This window comes from Spongiibacter pelagi, from assembly GCF_014705705.1.
Classification (GTDB): Bacteria; Pseudomonadota; Gammaproteobacteria; order Pseudomonadales; family Spongiibacteraceae; genus Spongiibacter; species Spongiibacter pelagi.
The window spans coordinates 362,505-378,359 of the sequence record NZ_JACXLD010000002.1 but is presented as its reverse complement, the minus strand read 5'-3'; the positions used below and the strand labels follow the sequence as shown (position 1 = coordinate 378,359).

The following is a 15,855-nucleotide window of genomic DNA, read 5'->3' as shown; positions in this document are numbered from 1 at the left end:
ATCCAAAGCAATAAAAAAGCCCGGACAATGCCGGGCTTTGACAAGCTATTAAAACGACCTAGAGATCATACCCCACTTCATTGTGACAAGTGATATCCAAGCCTTGGGTTTCTTCTTCGGCGCTTACCCGCAAGCCCACCATCATGTTCACAATTTTGAACAAGATGTAGCTCACTACCGCGGTATACGCGAATGTCGCCAGAATACCAATAACTTGTACTTTCAACTGATCGGCAATGGCAACGCCCTCGGCCAAACCTTGGCCGCTGAATAAACCCAACTCGCTCGAGGCAAAAATGCCCGCCATAAACGTACCGAGAATACCGCCAACACCGTGCACCGGAAACACGTCCAGCGAGTCGTCGATTTTGAATTTCTGCTTGATCGCCAGCGTGCAGTAAAAACACACAATACCGGCGACCAAACCAATAACCACCGCTCCAGCTGGGCCAACATAACCCGAAGCCGGAGTAATGGTACCCAAGCCCGCAACCATACCGGTTACTGCACCCAAGGCGCTGGGCTTGCCGAAACGTTTCCATTCGATCAGTGACCAAGTCAAACAACCGGTTGCCGCAGAAAGATGGGTAACCAGCATTGCCATACCGGCATCGCCATTACTCGCCAGTGCACTACCTGCGTTAAAACCAAACCAGCCCACCCAGAGCATACCTGCGCCGGTGAAGGTCATGGTGAGGTTATGCGGTGGCAAAGGTGTGTGACCAAAACCCTGACGCGGCCCCAAAACCAGGGCTGCAACCAGTGCCGCAACACCGGCGGTGATATGCACCACTGTACCGCCTGCAAAATCCAACAAACCCATTTGACCTAACCAGCCGCCGCCCCAAACCCAATGGGTTACTGGCACATATACGGCAAGAATCCACAGCGCTGAAAAAATCATGACCGCAGAAAAACGAATCCGCTCAGCAAAGCCACCAATGATTAGCGCCGGCGTAATAATGGCAAAGGTCATCTGAAACATAACAAACACGGTTTCAGGCATATCGCCGCTCAAGCTGCCTTCCATCACCTTGGCCAGCATGATGTTGTCGAGACCACCGATAAAGCTATTACCCTCAGAGAAGGCAAGGCTATAACCAACAACCAACCACAGCAGAGAAGCAAGGCAGGTAATACTAAAGCACTGCATCAAGATACTCAGTACATTTTTACTACGCACCAAGCCACCGTAGAACAGTGCCAAACCGGGCAAGGTCATAAACAGCACCAAAGCGGTCGCCGTTAATATCCATGCAGAATTACCGCTATCCAGACCATCAGCCAAACTGAGCTGTGGCAAGAACGCCAAAGCTGACACAGAGAGAGATTTTTTATTTAAAAAACGAGAAAACACAGCAAGTCCCCAATTCAATCAGAACCATTGGCACAAAAAAGCACCAAAATACGTCACGCGCACCATATTTGAGCAATATGATTTCGACAAAGAAAATCTATTTTTTATAAATATATCAATTAGTTAATAATTTATGACTAATATTTATACAATAATAGTGCACGATTTCACCACAAAAAGGCACCCCAAATCGAGCGCGCACAAAAACAAAGCAATATGCGTACCGTTTTTGTGCAAACGCACTATATTGATTCATTTCTAGCTATGTTTTATGTAGATCCTTTTATCAATTGCCGTAGTAAATAGCTTTTAACGCCCTTTTCGCCCTCTAGCCCAAGCCGCGCAATAATTTGCGCCGCTTGTTCAGAGCGGACTCCATAGGACTTTATTAACGCTTTTATTTTTTGTCCGGTCGTGCTGCTAGCAATACCTTTTAAGCAACGCGCCGCCGCCAACTCCTGCTCCGTAAAATCACAGCCAAAGGGATAGGGCTTAAGCTGCGCTGATGACTCAGCGACCTTTGCAGAAATAATGTGGGGATAATTTTGTTGCCGAGAAACCGGCAGTTGATAGCTCGGGCTCAATTTCCCCGCCGCCACAGCAGCCTTAATCAAATCGGCTTGAAAACGGGAGTCGGCAATTTCAATCAACGCCGCAGCAACCTCGCCATCGGTTTTGGCGCGCAAATCCGCAATACCGTATTCGGTCACCACAATATCGCGTAAATGCCTCGGAATTGTGCAAGCGCCGTATTGCGGCAAAATATTGGAGACGGCCTGACCATTCTGAACGCGACTGGCGCGAATCATTAATACCGAACGACCATCACCACTACTGGCGGCGGCCTCATCGAGCTGCGGCTGAAGCTGATGGGCCATAGCCACAAAATTGTATTGGCCACCCACACCGGAAACCACCTGCCCATTTTCCAGTGTGTCTGACGCCACCGCACCGTTAAGTGTGATATTCAAACCGGTATTAATAAATCGCGCGTCTCGGCGCTGAGCGCGGAACAGGCGCGGATTTAAATCGAGTTGATTGATTTTTTCCACGCCACACATGGCCAATTGCTGACGTTGTTCAGCGGGCATTTCGCGCAGGCAATCGTAAAACCATTGGCTGCCAAGGAAAAAACCACCGTGCAAAACACAGCCATTGCGCAGCGATTTACCGAGGCAGTGTTCAGCCATAAATTGCTGACTCACCGGATTGGCCATATTGGCAAAACAGGATTCACCGCTTGCGCTATAAAGCTGCCCCTCTGCATAGCGGCAATCGTCCCGGAAAAATCCGTGATATTGCAGTACTTCAAAATCCTTGCCGCGCAATTCGCGAACGCCTAGCTCAGCAAGTTGTGTTAGGTTCTCGGCAATTAAATGCTGGGGATCGCAGAGCCCGGTATTGATCAGGGTTTGCAGCGCCCAAAAATCAAACACCTGACGACGCAAAATATCCGCCTGATACAAATGCAGAAAGCCTTCAACAAACATTTCCGTTGCTGCATACAAGCCCTGCTCAAAAGGCGTCGTACCGCCCACCGCTGCAACCAGTGGCGCATTGTTTTTCAGCACTGCAAAGCGCTCTAACAATTGCTGATACGCGGCGTTGTTCTGATCACGCAATATTATCGACTGCACAATGGCATCCCCCATCGCACCGATACCCAGCTGCAAGGTGCCGCCATCCTTCACCAAGGTGCTAGCATTTAAACCAATGGCGTAATCTGCCGCCGGGATGGGCAATAAGCGCGGCACGGGAAATAAGGCTTGCCCCTGCCCTGCCTGCTCCATTACCAGATCAAATTCGGTTTCAGCTAACTCGGCATCGCCGTACATATAGGGCAAATCAGGATGCACAATTGCGATCGCCAAATGCTTGCGTCCCAGCATTTGCAGGCGCCGTTTTAGCTCGGCTGAGGTATCCGGGTTACAACTGGCGCTCAATTTTCCCGGCCGCTGTGGATCACGGGCGACCAACTGCATAAGCACATTGGCACCTCTCGCCGCCACATCGCGTGCGGCGTGACTGTAATTTGAAGAAATATAATCCGCTTGGGCTGAGGAATTACCGATACGGCTGCCCGCTTTAAAATAAAATTCGTGGACTTTTATATTGTCTGGCAAGGCCCCATTGCGTTGATCAGTTAAATATTGAGGCTCGCAATAATTTCCAAACAGACGGTCAAACACAGGATTTAACAAGCGCTGACGAATGGGGTCATGCTCAGAAGGTTTTTCCAAACTTAGTGCAGTGAGGATTTGCAAAGAAATAGTGGAATCTTTCGTGGCCCGTCGATACAGCGCATCCATCAAGCCGACCGGCTTACCCAAACCGAGGGGTAAAGCCACTCGAATATCCGTACCGAGTTCAGCGAGAATGCGATCAACACATTGCTCATAATGTATTTCCGCCTCGCCGCCATTACCTACTGGAGACCCATCGCTCACAGGAGACGCCATTGCTTATGTCCTTTTTAAAATTCATTTATAGACACTAGCTAGCGAGATCGTACTACGTCAAGGCAGGCGAGATTTTAGGTGCGGGGTAAGGCGTCGCGATTAAGGAGCTCGGTTAGCGAGCGCGCTTTTCGAGCATACGCTTGAGTGAACGCAGCATACTTTTTACGCCTATACGCAGCAGCGGACTCACCACTGGCATGATCACAAGGCTGACACCTTTGGGCTTCATCGCCATTGTCCAAACCAAGCGACAGCGATCTTCCGCCAAGGGCGTAATTTCATAGCGTTCGGCAAAAGAATCGACATTGGGCTTGCTGCAATGGGTAAAGCAAAACGCCATCTCGCGGCCGCGCTCCCAGGCAATAAACTCTTCATAGCCGGTCATACCGCCACTCATAAATACCGTACGCGTGGTGCCAATACCGAAGGGCTGGGGAGACGTCCATTCCACTTTCTGAATAGGTTTTGCCCAGCACGGCCAATCTTCAGCGCTCTGCAGAGAACTGAATAGGGTTTCTGAGCTCACCGCGATCTCCTCCTCTGCCACATAGACAAAGGGAGCGCGCTCAAAAAATGTCATATCAACTGGAGTACAAGCCAAACGCAACACGTACACAACCTCAATTATCTTATCTGCGTATGCTTAGATTTCAGACGCGATCTTCTGTAAAACCGGCCAAACTTATTCGGAATAAGCCATAATAGGAACAATCTAACACCAGCCTGATTTTTCGAACAAGATTTAGACGCAAAGATGACAAACTCTTCATCTGAAAGGCCTTCCATCCTGTCCTCAGAGACCACTATCGCCAAAGATGGGGGCACGGAAGAACACAATAGAAATACCTTGGTCGAAACCGAATCGTTAGAGATTCTTTACCGTGACGACTCACTGATTGCGATTAATAAACCCAGCGGTCTATTAGTTCACCGCAGCCCAATTGACCGCCACGAAACCCGCTTTGCAATTCAGTTGTTGCGCGATCAAATTGGCCAACGTGTTTATCCCGCCCACCGGCTCGACAAACCCACCTCCGGCGTATTGTTATTTGCTTTGGATAAAGACACGGCCTCTAAGATGGGCGAAGCGTTTCGGCAGCATCAGCTCAGCAAAACCTATTTAGCCGTTGTACGCGGCCACTGCCCGGATCAGGGAACGATAGACCACGCCCTGCGCGAGGACCCCGACAGCCGAATAAAGCGGCAAGAGGACGCACCCGCCCAAGACGCCATTAGCCATTACCGCTGTTTGGCGAAAACCGTATTAGATGTGGAAATTGAAACCTATCCGCAATCGCGCTATTCGCTGGTTGAGGTAGAACCAGAAACCGGTCGCCGCCATCAAATCCGGCGCCATTTAAAGCATATTTCACACCCGATTATTGGCGATGCCAAACACGGCCGTGGGCGACACAATCGCTATTTTGCGACCGAGCTGAACTGCCCGAGGCTACTGCTTCACGCCCAGCAACTGAAGTTTGATCACCCAATCACTGGCGCAAGTATGATCATCAACGCGCCACTGGATGATTGTTTTTATCAGTTATTGAAACGTTTTGATTGGCAGGATCGGGTGGAAAAGACATTCCACCCGGAAAAGTGACTCGGCTTACTTAGCCAATGCTCCCATCGCACCTTCTAGGCCAGCAAGCGTCAGCGGGTACATTTCCCCTTCCATGATCTCTTCAACCATGCGAATAGATTGAGTCCAGCCCCACTCCTGGGGAGATACCGGATTAATCCACACTACTTTATTGAAGGTTTCTAAGATCTGACGCATCCAAAAAATGCCCGGCTCTTCGTTCCAGTGTTCGACACTGCCACCGGCCTGAACAATCTCATAGGGCGACATGGAGGCATCACCAACAAAGATCACTTTATAGTCAGCGCTGTATTTATGCAGAATGTCCGCCAATGGCGTGCGCTCATTGTGGCGGCGAATATTGTTTTTCCACACTGACTCATAAATGAAGTTGTGGAAGTAAAAATACTCCATGTGCTTGAACTCACTGCTGGCCGCAGAAAAGAGTTCTTCACAGGTTTTAACGTGGGGATCCATCGAACCGCCAATATCAAAAAACAGCAACACCTTCACCGCATTGTGGCGTTCGGGCACCATTTTCAGATCAAGCAGACCGGCGTTACGCGCGGTTGAGGCAATGGTATCGTCAATATCCAGCTCTTCGGTCGCGCCGGTGCGAGCAAATTTTCTCAAGCGACGCAGCGCCACTTTAATATTGCGCGTACCCAGCTCGATACCGTCATCGAGATCGCGATACTGGCGCTGTTCCCAGACCTTCACCGCTTTCTTATTGCGGCTTTCACCGCCGATACGAATCCCTTCCGGGTTATAACCACTGTGACCAAAGGGCGAGGTGCCGCCAGTGCCGATCCATTTATTGCCACCGGCATGGCGCTCTTTCTGTTCTTCCAAGCGCTTTTTAAACTCTTCGATCAGCTTATCCAGCCCACCGAGCGATTCGATTTTGGCTTTTTCCTCATCGCTGAGTTGCTTCAAAAACTCAGTGCGCAGCCAATCATCGGGGATCAATGCCTCAATCACATCGTCCAGACTTTCCAGCTCACTAAAGTAAGCGGCAAAGGCTTTATCAAAACGGTCGTAGTATTTTTCATCCTTGACCATGCAGACCCGAGCCAGCTGGTAAAACTCATCCGGATCGAGAAACGCCAAACGCGCCTCGAGTCCGGCGAGCAAATCCAACAGCTCGCGAATGGTCACCGGCACGCCGGTGTTGCGCAGCCCGTAGAAGAATTGAACCAACATGGATTAACGGCTTTCCCGACGGTGCATAAACGCCAGACGTTCCAATAGTTGAACGTCCTGCTCGTTTTTCAACAGCGCGCCATACAGTGGCGGAATGGCTTTGCTGGCATCGCGGTTTTTGAAAATCTCGTCGGGAATTTCATCCGCCATCAGCAGTTTCAGCCAATCAATCAGCTCAGAAGTTGAAGGTTTTTTCTTAAGACCGGGAATTTGTCTCACTTCAAAAAACACTTCCAGCGCTTCCTGCACCAACTCTTTGGCAATATTCGGGTAATGCACGTCCACAATTTCCTGCATGGTGGCGCGATCAGGGAAATTGATGAAGTGGAAGAAGCAACGACGCAAAAAGGCGTCTGGCAGTTCTTTTTCGTTGTTACTGGTAATGATGATAATTGGGCGATGTTTCGCGCGTATGGTTTCGCCAGTCTCGTAAACAAAGAACTCCATACGATCCAATTCGACCAAGAGGTCGTTCGGGAACTCAATATCAGCCTTATCAATCTCGTCGATTAGCAATACCACTTGCTCATCCGCCGCAAAGGCTTCCCAGAGCTTGCCGCGCTTGATGTAGTTGGCAATATCGTGAACCTTGTCATCACCCAACTGTGAATCGCGCAGACGCGACACGGCATCGTATTCGTACAAGCCTTGTTGGGCTTTGGTCGTGGACTTGATGTGCCACTGGATCAGTTTTTTCCCCATGGCGGAGGCCACTTGCTCAGCCAACAGGGTTTTACCTGTGCCCGGCTCGCCTTTAATCAGCAGCGGACGCTGCAAGGTCACCGCGGCATTCACTGCCATGCTCAAGTCTTCGGTAGCGACGTAGGATTCGGTTCCAGTAAATTTCATTGTTCTCGACCTGTAAATTTGGGAGCAATCACACCCAGACATTCAAAATTAGCTAGTGCGCAAGTATACGCTAATGGCAGAGCTGACTAAACAGCACTGTTTAGTTATTGGCGGTGGCCGAAACTTCAGGCTGTCTCTTCAACCACTGATGACGCAGCAATACAAATACTAAGCTCAGCACGATTGCGCCAATTTGGGCAAACCCCATCACCAGTAAAATGGGCACGGTTTCTTTTAAACCATGACTCATCCAATGCATCACCATGGCAACACTACCCGGTACCAACAAGCCCTCTACATCTGGGTGGGCGACGGGTGTAAACAGGAATGCAACCGCCATCAGAATCAACAGCACTTTGAGACCGGTGACTTTCAGCTTCCAGATTAATAGCGCCCACAACAATACTGCTACGCCACCAACGGCCAGATAAATTTGCCAGGCAAATTTCACGTCTTCGGGATTCATCGATCTTTCCTTATTTTACCCAGCGCACAATGTAGTCTTGATAATCTTCATTTTCACCGACCTCAAGTTCACTGACACAGCGCTTTTTAATGGACTGCCCGGCCCGCAACACTGACACACTGTCACCGGAAATCAGCGGATGCCAGCTCTCTAAGCCTCGCCCTTCGGAAACCCGGCGATAGGCGCAACTTTCCGGCAGCCAACCCAAGTGGGCAACGTCTTCCGATTTGAGCTGCACACAGTCATGTACCTGCTCCAAGCGATTCGCATAATCACTGCAACGGCAGGTTTTTAAATCCAGTAATCGACAGGCGATATTGGTGTAGTAGACCTTGCCGGTATCTTCGTCTTCCAGCTTATGCAAACAACATTTTCCGCAGCCATCGCAGAGTGACTCCCATTCGGTCTCACTCATTTCCGACAGGGATTTTTGCTCCCAAAACCGGGGTTGCGCTGTCATTCTGGGCGATCTTCCCGAGGGTTTAACACCTCTGCCTGAGGCGGTAATTGCAGATAAAAACCCTGCTCGGCAATCGCCTCTAAGACCTTTGCGGCATCGGCACGCGCCAGTTTTTTCTCTGCATCAAGCAGCAACACCATGGCATGTTCAGCGCGACCAAAGCGTTTTAATAATGGCTCGGGGACACGGGTAAGCGCTTCAGCCTTATCCACATAAAGGTACATCCCCTCATGGGAAGCGCTGCGAAAAACACTGCAAATGCGTTTCATGGCTGATTATTCTCCAATAGGCCGCGCTCTGAACCCGCCCCCTGCTGCATACGCTCAAGTAGGGCATCACCCATCACGGGCTTTCGCCAACCCGAAAGGCCCGCAGGCAAGATTTTTTCCTGCACCAAGGCCTCCAAATCACGTTTCCGTACTAGCAGTTCAACGGGTAAGCCAAGGGCTTCCGCCCGCTGCTCACCAAATTGGCGCAGATCTTTAAACAGGCCTTTTTGGGGGCCATTCAAGGGTGTATTCACTGCCGGCAAGCCCGTTTGTTCATCGGCTTGAGATTGCTCGAGCAAGGCCAAAATAGTTTCACCATCACGGCGCACCGCCGCTGGCGGAATATTTTTTATACGCGAGAGAGAGCCCGCATCTCGAGGCTGACGAAAGGCAATATCAAAACAAATTTGATCTTTCAAAATACGTCCGCGCGGAATATCCCGGCGGCGAGCTTCGTGTTCGCGCCACTCACACAACATTTGCAAACTCAGGCGCTGCCGAGGACGCAACTTCCATTCATTTTTTATGCGCTGATAGTAATCCGCTAAAGGCGCAGGATTTTCGGCCTGATTAATAAGACGGTCGCACTCTTCCTGCCACCAGCCAAATCGCCCCTGCTGCTCAAGGGCTTGGCAAAGTTTTGGTGCAATGCGCTGTAAATACAGTACATCCAGCGCGGCGTATTCACACTGGCTTTCAGTTAGCGGGCGCTGTAACCAATCGGAGCAGGTCTCACCTTTATCAACGTAAAGTCCCAGCCCATGCAAGACCAGATTTTGGTAGCTTAGGCCAAAGCCCCAGCCCGCCATCGCCGCACCAATCTGAGTATCTAATAAGGGTTTAGGCAAGCAGCCCAGCAGGCGCTGAAAGACCTCAAGATCCTCACTGCAAGAGTGAATCAATTTGATCACATTAGGTGCGGTCAGCAATTCAATCAGCGGCGACCATTCTGTAATCGTCAGAGGATCAACGAGCGCACACTCGCCTTCGGCACCCAATTGCAGCAGGCCCGCGATGGGATAGAAGGTATCGCGGCGAATAAATTCGGTATCAATCGAAAGGTAATCGACGTTTATCCAACGTTGGCAAATCGCCGCCAAGGCATCATTGCTTTCTATATAGTGATATTCGACCAGCTTACTCAAAACGCTGCCGTCCCTTTAATGCGTGGGCTAACGTGCCACTGTCCACATATTCCAACTCACCACCAAGGGGGACACCATGAGCAATACGGCTCACCGGCACCCCTAGGCGGCGCATTTGTTCGCTAATGAAATAGGCGGTGGCCTCCCCCTCAACAGTGGGGTTGGTTGCCAGAATGAGTTCACTCACTCCCAAGGCTTTCACGCGCTCCACCAGCAGATCAACGCCAATATCTTCCGGCCCGATACCGTCAATGGGAGAAAGGCGGCCCATCAAAACAAAATACAAACCCCGATAATCGCCGCCCTGTTCAAAAGCCAACACATCAGCGGGCGACTCCACCACACAGATGGTTTGCTGGTCGCGCCTGGAATCGGCGCAAATGGGGCACTCTTCTCGTTCGGTCAGAGTACGGCAACTTCTACAGTGGCCCACTTGTTCCGCTGCTCTGGCCAATACTGAGGCCAAACGCTGGGCACCGGGTCGATTGCGTTCAAGCAGTTGAAAGGTCATGCGCTGAGCGGATTTGGGGCCAACACCCGGCAAGCACCGAAGTGCCTCAATCAACTCGTCAATCAGGGGACTAAACTGGCTCATACCATTGATCGCTTGGATACAGGAATTGGAGATATTGAATTAAAACGGCATTTTGAAGCCGCCCGGCATACCCATGCCCGACAACATTCCGCCCAATTGATCCTTGTTATTGGCTTCAACCCGACGCACCGCATCGTTTACCGCTGCTGCCAACAGGTCTTCCAACATTTCCTTGTCTTCGCTCAGCAAGCTGGGATCAATAGTGACCCGACGCACATCATGGCGCCCGGTCATGATGACTTTCACCAAACCGGCACCGGCTTCACCCGTCACTTCTTTATTGGCCAGTTCCTCTTGCGCCTTCTGCATTTTTTCCTGCATCTCAGCCGCTTTTTTCATTAAATCATTCAAATCTGCTTTCATATTTGTTCCTCAAGACTCCGCCAACCGCAGGGAATCCAGCTCGAGATGGGCATCAAATTCTACCAGCAGTCGCTTTACCTGCGGGTTGTTTTCTATATCGCTGCGCAACTCGGCCAGCTTTTCTTGCTGCCGTCTACGCGCATATTCGAAAGGCGTTTCCTCATTAAAATCAGCAACTTCAATTAATACTTTAAGCTCTAACTCAAAGTATTCGCCAAGCTGTTCAGCCAGCTTAAGCGGGTGCTGATCGTTGAGCAGCCCGGTGTTGCTTTCGCTGATCACAAAGCGAAGCTGGGTATCTTCCTTGCTCGCAATCTGACAGTGGCTAGCCACGCTACCCAACATACCCGACAGAGCAAAACTGGAAAACTGTTCTCGCCAAGTAATGGTTGTGAGCTGCGCATAGGCGAGTTTTTCCACCGGCGCCTCAGCTTCAGAAGGCGCCGCAGCTTCAGAAGGAGCCTCAGCGTCAGAAGGTGCTATAGCCTTCGCTTCAACTGATGCTGGAGGGGCCAGTTCTGGAGAGACCGGTTCTGGAGAGGCAGTATTTAGCGCGGGCGCACTTTCTATTGCGCGCTCCGGCTCACTGACCACCGATTGAGTTTGCTGTGTCGCGGTCGAAGTTATCGACGCACTAGACGGCTCCGCTAATGGCGACTCGCGCCCAAATTGCTCGGACGCAGAAGGCTCATGCTTTGAAGGTTCGAGCTTTGAAGGTTTAGCATCAAACTGAGCAAGCACTGCGGCGCGAGCATCATCAGCAGCAGGGTTATTGGTTTGAGGACGATCTGGCGGCGCACCAACAGTCGGTGCACTAACCGGCTTTTTTGCGGGGCTGGCAGCCCCCTGCCCTGCATGAATGGGTTCCTGCGGTGGCGTCAGTACGCCTTGCGGACAAAAAGCCAGAATGCGCAACAATAACATTTCTAGGCCCGCTCGCAGATCCGGCGCCAAGCCAAGATCACGGCGTCCGTTCAGTGCCATTTGGTAATAGAATTGAACTTGCTCACCCGTAAGGCTGGCCGCTAATGTTAGCAAGCGTTCCCGATCGCCAAGGCTATTATCCAGCCCCTCGGGTACGGTTTGGGCGATCGCCAAACGGTGTAACACGGTCAGTAATTCTGTAGCAACCGCCGCAAAATCTACGCCCAACTCGGCCAGCTCAGCAACAATCGCCAATAACTGCGCACCGTCGCGCTGGGCAAGCGCCTCAATCAAGCGGTAAACCGCACCGTGATCAATGGTGCCCAGCATCTGGCCTACATCGGATTCACCAAGCTTACCTGAGCCAAAAGCAATCGCCTGATCCGTCAAGCTCAAGGCATCGCGCATACTGCCATCCGCAGCGCGACCCAACAGCCACAAGGCGGGCTCGTCGTAGGCCACCATTTCTTGTTCAAGAACGGTTTTCAGGTAGTCGACAATGCGTTCCGCACTGAGATTTTTCAGGCTGAACTGCAAACAGCGAGACAGGATGGTCGCGGGAATTTTCTGAGGATCGGTGGTCGCCAGCAAAAATTTCACATGTGGCGGTGGCTCTTCCAGGGTTTTCAGCAGTGCATTAAAACTGCTGCTACTGAGCATATGCACTTCGTCGATTAGGTAAACCTTGTAACGCCCGGCGGTGGGTGCGTACTGAACATTGTCTAGCAGTTCACGGGTGTCTTCGACCTTGGTACGCGAAGCAGCATCAACTTCAATCAGATCGACAAAGCGCCCTTCCGCAATCGCCACACAAGACGGACATTGGCCGCAAGGCTCAGAGCTGACGCCGGTTTCGCAGTTAAGGCATTTCGCCAGAATACGAGCAATGGTGGTCTTGCCCACACCGCGGGTGCCGGTAAAAAGGTAGGCGTGATGGAGGCGATCGTGATCCAGCGCATTAATTAACGCTTTGAGCACATGTCCCTGCCCGGCCATTTCCCGAAAGGTTTTAGGACGCCACTTTCGCGCCAGTACCTGATAACTCATTAATACCCGCTGTTCTGCTATTTAAAATCGGTATCTGCAATAAATTGCGAGGAGTGAAGGATACACTAGAGCAGCTTTTCCAGAAAAGGAAAGCACGCAATAAAGCCATTACAGGAATGATTTAGAAACGAAAAAACGGGAGGGGGCGCTAATGGGTGGCGGTCCAAGCAGCCGCACCCCGGCACACGAGTCAATAACTACCGTTGCTCCCTTCCGGGCCTGGCGGGGTTCGCTATCTATCATTGCGAGGGGACCGATTGGACCACCATAACGTTCAAACTCGCCGCACTGTTGACTCGGCAAATTTGAGGGGCGCTATTGTCTTTGAAAGTGATGTGGCTTGCAAGCCAAGTTCGCCATTTCCCCGGCTATTTCTGCACCACGCCCGGAGGAAAGTTCTGAAGAATCGCCGCAACGGTCTCTTGAATATAGATCGCCCGCTCTTCTGGCGAGCCCATACTTAGCAGTCGACGCTGGCTTGAGCCTCGCCAAACCAGAGCCTTGGCTTCGGGTTCAACAAAATCAATAACGAGACTGTCTTCGTTATAGCTGCGCTGATCGTAGTAATCAAAACGCGAGCCATAATAAGGGAAATGCGCCGGGTGACGATAACAGGAATAACATGAATGAGGATAAGCCCAGTGCGAATCAATACCGTAGGCCCAACGATCTTCGCGCTGCTCTTCAATACCGCGATGATACGTTACCAATACGGAGTCAGCCGTGGGCGCATCTAATTTTTTCCAGCCACGAGCCTGTAGCTGGGCATCGATAGCGTCGACAATTCGCTGATGGCTAAGATCACTCTGCAACTCAATGTTCTGTGTGGCTGAAGCCTGCGGAGCTGGCGCCAACCAAACATAACTACCTACCCCGGCAAAATCATAACCCGGCTTAAAGTCGGTGGATACCGGCAAGGTACCGCAAGCCGAGAGCAAGAGGATAAATCCCGCTAATAGAAATCTCATTTCTTAATTTCTCCCGGCTGTAGACGATTTATTCGGCCTTTAAAACCACCCAAGTGGCATAGCGGCCCCGCACCACACGCAATAACATGGCTTCGAGATTCTGGTCAGCGACCTCTGCAAATTCGCGCAGATCTTTAACCCGCTGACGATTTACCGAGACAATAATGTCGCCGGCCATTAGCTTACCAAAGGCTTTAGCCTCCGGGCTAACTTCACCGACAACAATACCCTCATTGCCTTCACTCTCGCTAAGCGACACCCCGGTTAATAAGGGGTGTGAACTTTTACCCGCCGCATCAACGCCGCGATTTACCTCACCCAGCTCGGCTTTAATGACCTTAACCTTGCCTTCGCGCAGCACTTTCAGGCGGACTTTATCGCCAACCCGGCGCAAGCCAATTTGATTACGCAGCTCTGCCGAACCAGCCACCGGCTTATCGTCGATAGCAATAACGATATCGCCCTCTTTCAAGCCGGCCTTATCAGCCGCAGAGTCATCCTGCACATCGGCCACTACCGCACCACTACGCTGATCTTTCAGATCAAAGGCCTGCGCCAACTCCGGCGTTAAATCCTGAATCACTACGCCAAGCTGGCCGCGACGCACCTCACCGTGCTCGATTATTTGATCGATACTGGCCATCGCCATATTGATTGGAATCGCAAAACCAATACCCACGTTACCGCCGGATGGCGCCAGAATAGCGGTATTCACCCCAATCAGTTCGCCGCGCAAATTGACTAATGCACCACCCGAATTGCCGGGATTAATTGAGGCATCGGTTTGAATGAAATTCTCATAACCTTCAATGCCCAAACCGGTACGCCCCAGGGCGCTGACAATACCCGTGGTCACGGTTTGCCCAAGCCCAAAGGGGTTGCCAATAGCAGCGACAAAGTCGCCCACTTCGAGCTTTTCTGAATTGGCCAGTGGCAAGTCACTGAGTTGGTCAGCCTCAATCCGCAGCACCGCGATATCGACATCGGGATCGCTGCCAACCAGCTCTGCCTTAAAACTACGCCCGTCTTCTAGCCCGACTTTGATTTCATCTGCGCCTTCCACCACATGATGATTGGTCAGCACAATGCCCTTCTGCGCATCAATGATCACCCCTGAGCCCGCACTTTGGGTGCGCTGCTGCTTAGGCTGCTGTTGCGGCGGTACGTTGAAAAATCGACGGAAAAACGGGTCGTTTAACAGTGGATTCTGCTGCACCCGGCGAGTACCGAAGGTGGAGATATTCACCACGGCCGGATTCACCTTTTTCAACATTGGGGCCAAAGTTGGTAGTGGCTCCCCCTGAGAATCGGCACTGGGGAAAAAAGCATAGGAAGAGGAGCTAAACAGTACGGCAGCCGCCAGCATCAGGCTGATCGCCAATGCTTGCAATAATTTAGATGCCGGTGCTCGAGAGATAACAGTAGACATTGATGACCTCATTGTTCGAATTCCAAGCTTTAGAGCGGGAAAAAGAAAAATGTTTCCCGGCTAGGGAAAAATTGCGGTCAAAAAAATGAATTTCAAGATACCAGGACGGATGTTGGCGACGAAAAGCCTAGCAAATCAGACCAGCCTATAAACCTAAGCTTTTTAGCCCAATTTCTCTCGCAAGGCTTCGCGCACTGCGTTTTCGATGGTGCCACGCAGAGGGCGCATCATCATGCCGAGTTTGATATTCACCTCAACTTGCTGAGCGTCAAAGGTCAACATACCTTTTACACCCGTGCGCTGCAGGCTCACGGTATTTTCTGCCACCCAAGTGGGCACCAGTTGATAACGCTGTTCCATTTTATCCACCACCATCTGCACCAATTCCAGCAGTTCGGATTCAGAGAGAGTGTGAGTTTGGACAATGGCAATGTCTGACACGTTATTACCGCCTGATCAAAAAACATGAAGACAAAAAAAAGCCGTCCCAAACGGGACGGCTTTTTAATACTAGCAATTAACGCTAGAAAACTTGGTGGAGCTAGACGGGATCGAACCGTCGACCTCTTGCATGCCATGCAAGCGCTCTCCCAGCTGAGCTATAGCCCCAAGAGGCTGCGCATATTAATGAGCAAGCCGGGGCTTGTCAACAAATCCCCGGCAAAAAATACCGCGCCAAAGCACAGCCGGTATTTTCAAGTCGCCACCGATCCAGCTAGCGAGTAACTAGCTATATGTT

General features: G+C 51.1%; 16 protein-coding genes, 1 tRNA gene and 1 other RNA gene. 1 reads left to right on the top strand and 17 read right to left on the bottom strand.

What is annotated here, in order from left to right:
* Positions 1-58 precede the first annotated feature (58 nt).
* From IB286_RS05805 to IB286_RS05795, 3 genes are all read right to left on the bottom strand, one after another.
* Positions 59-1,357 (bottom strand): ammonium transporter, encoded by a 1,299-nt coding sequence (locus IB286_RS05805; protein ID WP_398284693.1) that lies wholly within the window; start codon positions 1,355-1,357, stop codon positions 59-61.
* Positions 1,358-1,626: 269 nt separating this feature from the next.
* The gene (locus IB286_RS15690; RefSeq protein WP_190763413.1) at positions 1,627-3,804 is read right to left on the bottom strand and encodes an acetyl-CoA hydrolase/transferase C-terminal domain-containing protein; all 2,178 of its coding nucleotides are present in this window, start codon (positions 3,802-3,804) and stop codon (positions 1,627-1,629) included.
* Positions 3,805-3,928: 124 nt separating this feature from the next.
* On the bottom strand, positions 3,929-4,396 hold the full coding sequence (locus IB286_RS05795) for an SRPBCC family protein (RefSeq protein ID WP_223826138.1): 468 nt from the start codon (positions 4,394-4,396) through the stop codon (positions 3,929-3,931).
* A 174-nt stretch (positions 4,397-4,570) separates the two neighbouring features.
* Between IB286_RS05795 and IB286_RS05790 the strand changes: the two genes are divergently transcribed.
* Complete coding sequence (locus IB286_RS05790) at positions 4,571-5,419, top strand: tRNA pseudouridine(65) synthase TruC (RefSeq protein WP_190763409.1); 849 nt, start codon at positions 4,571-4,573, stop codon at positions 5,417-5,419.
* Positions 5,420-5,425: 6 nt separating this feature from the next.
* Here IB286_RS05790 and IB286_RS05785 read toward each other — a convergent pair whose 3' ends face one another.
* The 14 genes from IB286_RS05785 to IB286_RS05720 all read right to left on the bottom strand — a co-directional run bounded on the left by IB286_RS05785 (position 5,426) and on the right by IB286_RS05720 (position 15,725).
* Positions 5,426-6,601, bottom strand: a complete 1,176-nt coding sequence (locus IB286_RS05785) for a vWA domain-containing protein (protein WP_190763407.1) — start codon at positions 6,599-6,601, stop codon at positions 5,426-5,428.
* Between the two features lie 3 nt (positions 6,602-6,604).
* Positions 6,605-7,450, bottom strand: a complete 846-nt coding sequence (locus IB286_RS05780; protein ID WP_190763405.1) for an AAA family ATPase — start codon at positions 7,448-7,450, stop codon at positions 6,605-6,607.
* Between the two features lie 100 nt (positions 7,451-7,550).
* Positions 7,551-7,916, bottom strand: coding sequence for a hypothetical protein (locus tag IB286_RS05775; RefSeq protein ID WP_190763403.1), 366 nt, complete (start codon positions 7,914-7,916; stop codon positions 7,551-7,553).
* A 10-nt stretch (positions 7,917-7,926) separates the two neighbouring features.
* Positions 7,927-8,376: a YcgN family cysteine cluster protein gene (locus IB286_RS05770; RefSeq protein ID WP_190763402.1), complete on the bottom strand. Its 450-nt coding sequence runs from the start codon at positions 8,374-8,376 to the stop codon at positions 7,927-7,929.
* Positions 8,373-8,645, bottom strand: a complete 273-nt coding sequence (locus IB286_RS05765; RefSeq protein WP_190763400.1) for a YcgL domain-containing protein — start codon at positions 8,643-8,645, stop codon at positions 8,373-8,375. Before IB286_RS05765 ends, IB286_RS05770 begins: the two co-directional genes overlap by 4 nt.
* Positions 8,642-9,790 (bottom strand): ribonuclease D, encoded by a 1,149-nt coding sequence (gene rnd / locus IB286_RS05760; protein ID WP_190763398.1) that lies wholly within the window; start codon positions 9,788-9,790, stop codon positions 8,642-8,644. Before rnd ends, IB286_RS05765 begins: the two co-directional genes overlap by 4 nt.
* Positions 9,783-10,385: a recombination mediator RecR gene (recR, locus tag IB286_RS05755; protein ID WP_190763396.1), complete on the bottom strand. Its 603-nt coding sequence runs from the start codon at positions 10,383-10,385 to the stop codon at positions 9,783-9,785. Before recR ends, rnd begins: the two co-directional genes overlap by 8 nt.
* A 39-nt stretch (positions 10,386-10,424) precedes the next feature.
* Positions 10,425-10,748: a YbaB/EbfC family nucleoid-associated protein gene (locus IB286_RS05750; protein ID WP_190763394.1), complete on the bottom strand. Its 324-nt coding sequence runs from the start codon at positions 10,746-10,748 to the stop codon at positions 10,425-10,427.
* A gap of 9 nt (positions 10,749-10,757) precedes the next feature.
* The gene (gene dnaX, locus IB286_RS05745) at positions 10,758-12,719 is read right to left on the bottom strand and encodes a DNA polymerase III subunit gamma/tau (protein WP_190763392.1); all 1,962 of its coding nucleotides are present in this window, start codon (positions 12,717-12,719) and stop codon (positions 10,758-10,760) included.
* A gap of 162 nt (positions 12,720-12,881) precedes the next feature.
* An RNA gene (ffs, locus tag IB286_RS05740) (signal recognition particle sRNA small type) lies at positions 12,882-12,978 on the bottom strand.
* 109 nt (positions 12,979-13,087) lie between these two features.
* Positions 13,088-13,687 (bottom strand): DUF4136 domain-containing protein, encoded by a 600-nt coding sequence (locus tag IB286_RS05735; RefSeq protein WP_190763390.1) that lies wholly within the window; start codon positions 13,685-13,687, stop codon positions 13,088-13,090.
* 28 nt (positions 13,688-13,715) lie between these two features.
* Complete coding sequence (locus tag IB286_RS05730; RefSeq protein WP_190763388.1) at positions 13,716-15,116, bottom strand: DegQ family serine endoprotease; 1,401 nt, start codon at positions 15,114-15,116, stop codon at positions 13,716-13,718.
* A 162-nt stretch (positions 15,117-15,278) separates the two neighbouring features.
* The gene (locus tag IB286_RS05725; RefSeq protein WP_190763386.1) at positions 15,279-15,557 is read right to left on the bottom strand and encodes a polyhydroxyalkanoic acid system family protein; all 279 of its coding nucleotides are present in this window, start codon (positions 15,555-15,557) and stop codon (positions 15,279-15,281) included.
* 92 nt (positions 15,558-15,649) lie between these two features.
* Positions 15,650-15,725 (bottom strand) — tRNA-Ala (locus tag IB286_RS05720).
* Between the last annotated feature and the right edge of the window lie 130 nt (positions 15,726-15,855).

Coding starts and splice junctions, on each gene's coding strand:
- IB286_RS05795 (WP_223826138.1), bottom strand. CDS start 4,396: ATGACATTTTTTGAGCGCGCTCCCTTTGTCTATGTGGCAGAGGAGGAG.
- IB286_RS05790 (WP_190763409.1), top strand. CDS start 4,571: ATGACAAACTCTTCATCTGAAAGGCCTTCCATCCTGTCCTCAGAGACC.
- IB286_RS05785 (WP_190763407.1), bottom strand. CDS start 6,601: ATGTTGGTTCAATTCTTCTACGGGCTGCGCAACACCGGCGTGCCGGTG.
- IB286_RS05780 (WP_190763405.1), bottom strand. CDS start 7,450: ATGAAATTTACTGGAACCGAATCCTACGTCGCTACCGAAGACTTGAGC.
- IB286_RS05775 (WP_190763403.1), bottom strand. CDS start 7,916: ATGAATCCCGAAGACGTGAAATTTGCCTGGCAAATTTATCTGGCCGTT.
- IB286_RS05770 (WP_190763402.1), bottom strand. CDS start 8,376: ATGACAGCGCAACCCCGGTTTTGGGAGCAAAAATCCCTGTCGGAAATG.
- IB286_RS05765 (WP_190763400.1), bottom strand. CDS start 8,645: ATGAAACGCATTTGCAGTGTTTTTCGCAGCGCTTCCCATGAGGGGATG.
- recR (WP_190763396.1), bottom strand. CDS start 10,385: ATGAGCCAGTTTAGTCCCCTGATTGACGAGTTGATTGAGGCACTTCGG.
- IB286_RS05750 (WP_190763394.1), bottom strand. CDS start 10,748: ATGAAAGCAGATTTGAATGATTTAATGAAAAAAGCGGCTGAGATGCAG.
- dnaX (WP_190763392.1), bottom strand. CDS start 12,719: ATGAGTTATCAGGTACTGGCGCGAAAGTGGCGTCCTAAAACCTTTCGG.
- IB286_RS05735 (WP_190763390.1), bottom strand. CDS start 13,687: ATGAGATTTCTATTAGCGGGATTTATCCTCTTGCTCTCGGCTTGCGGT.
- IB286_RS05730 (WP_190763388.1), bottom strand. CDS start 15,116: ATGTCTACTGTTATCTCTCGAGCACCGGCATCTAAATTATTGCAAGCA.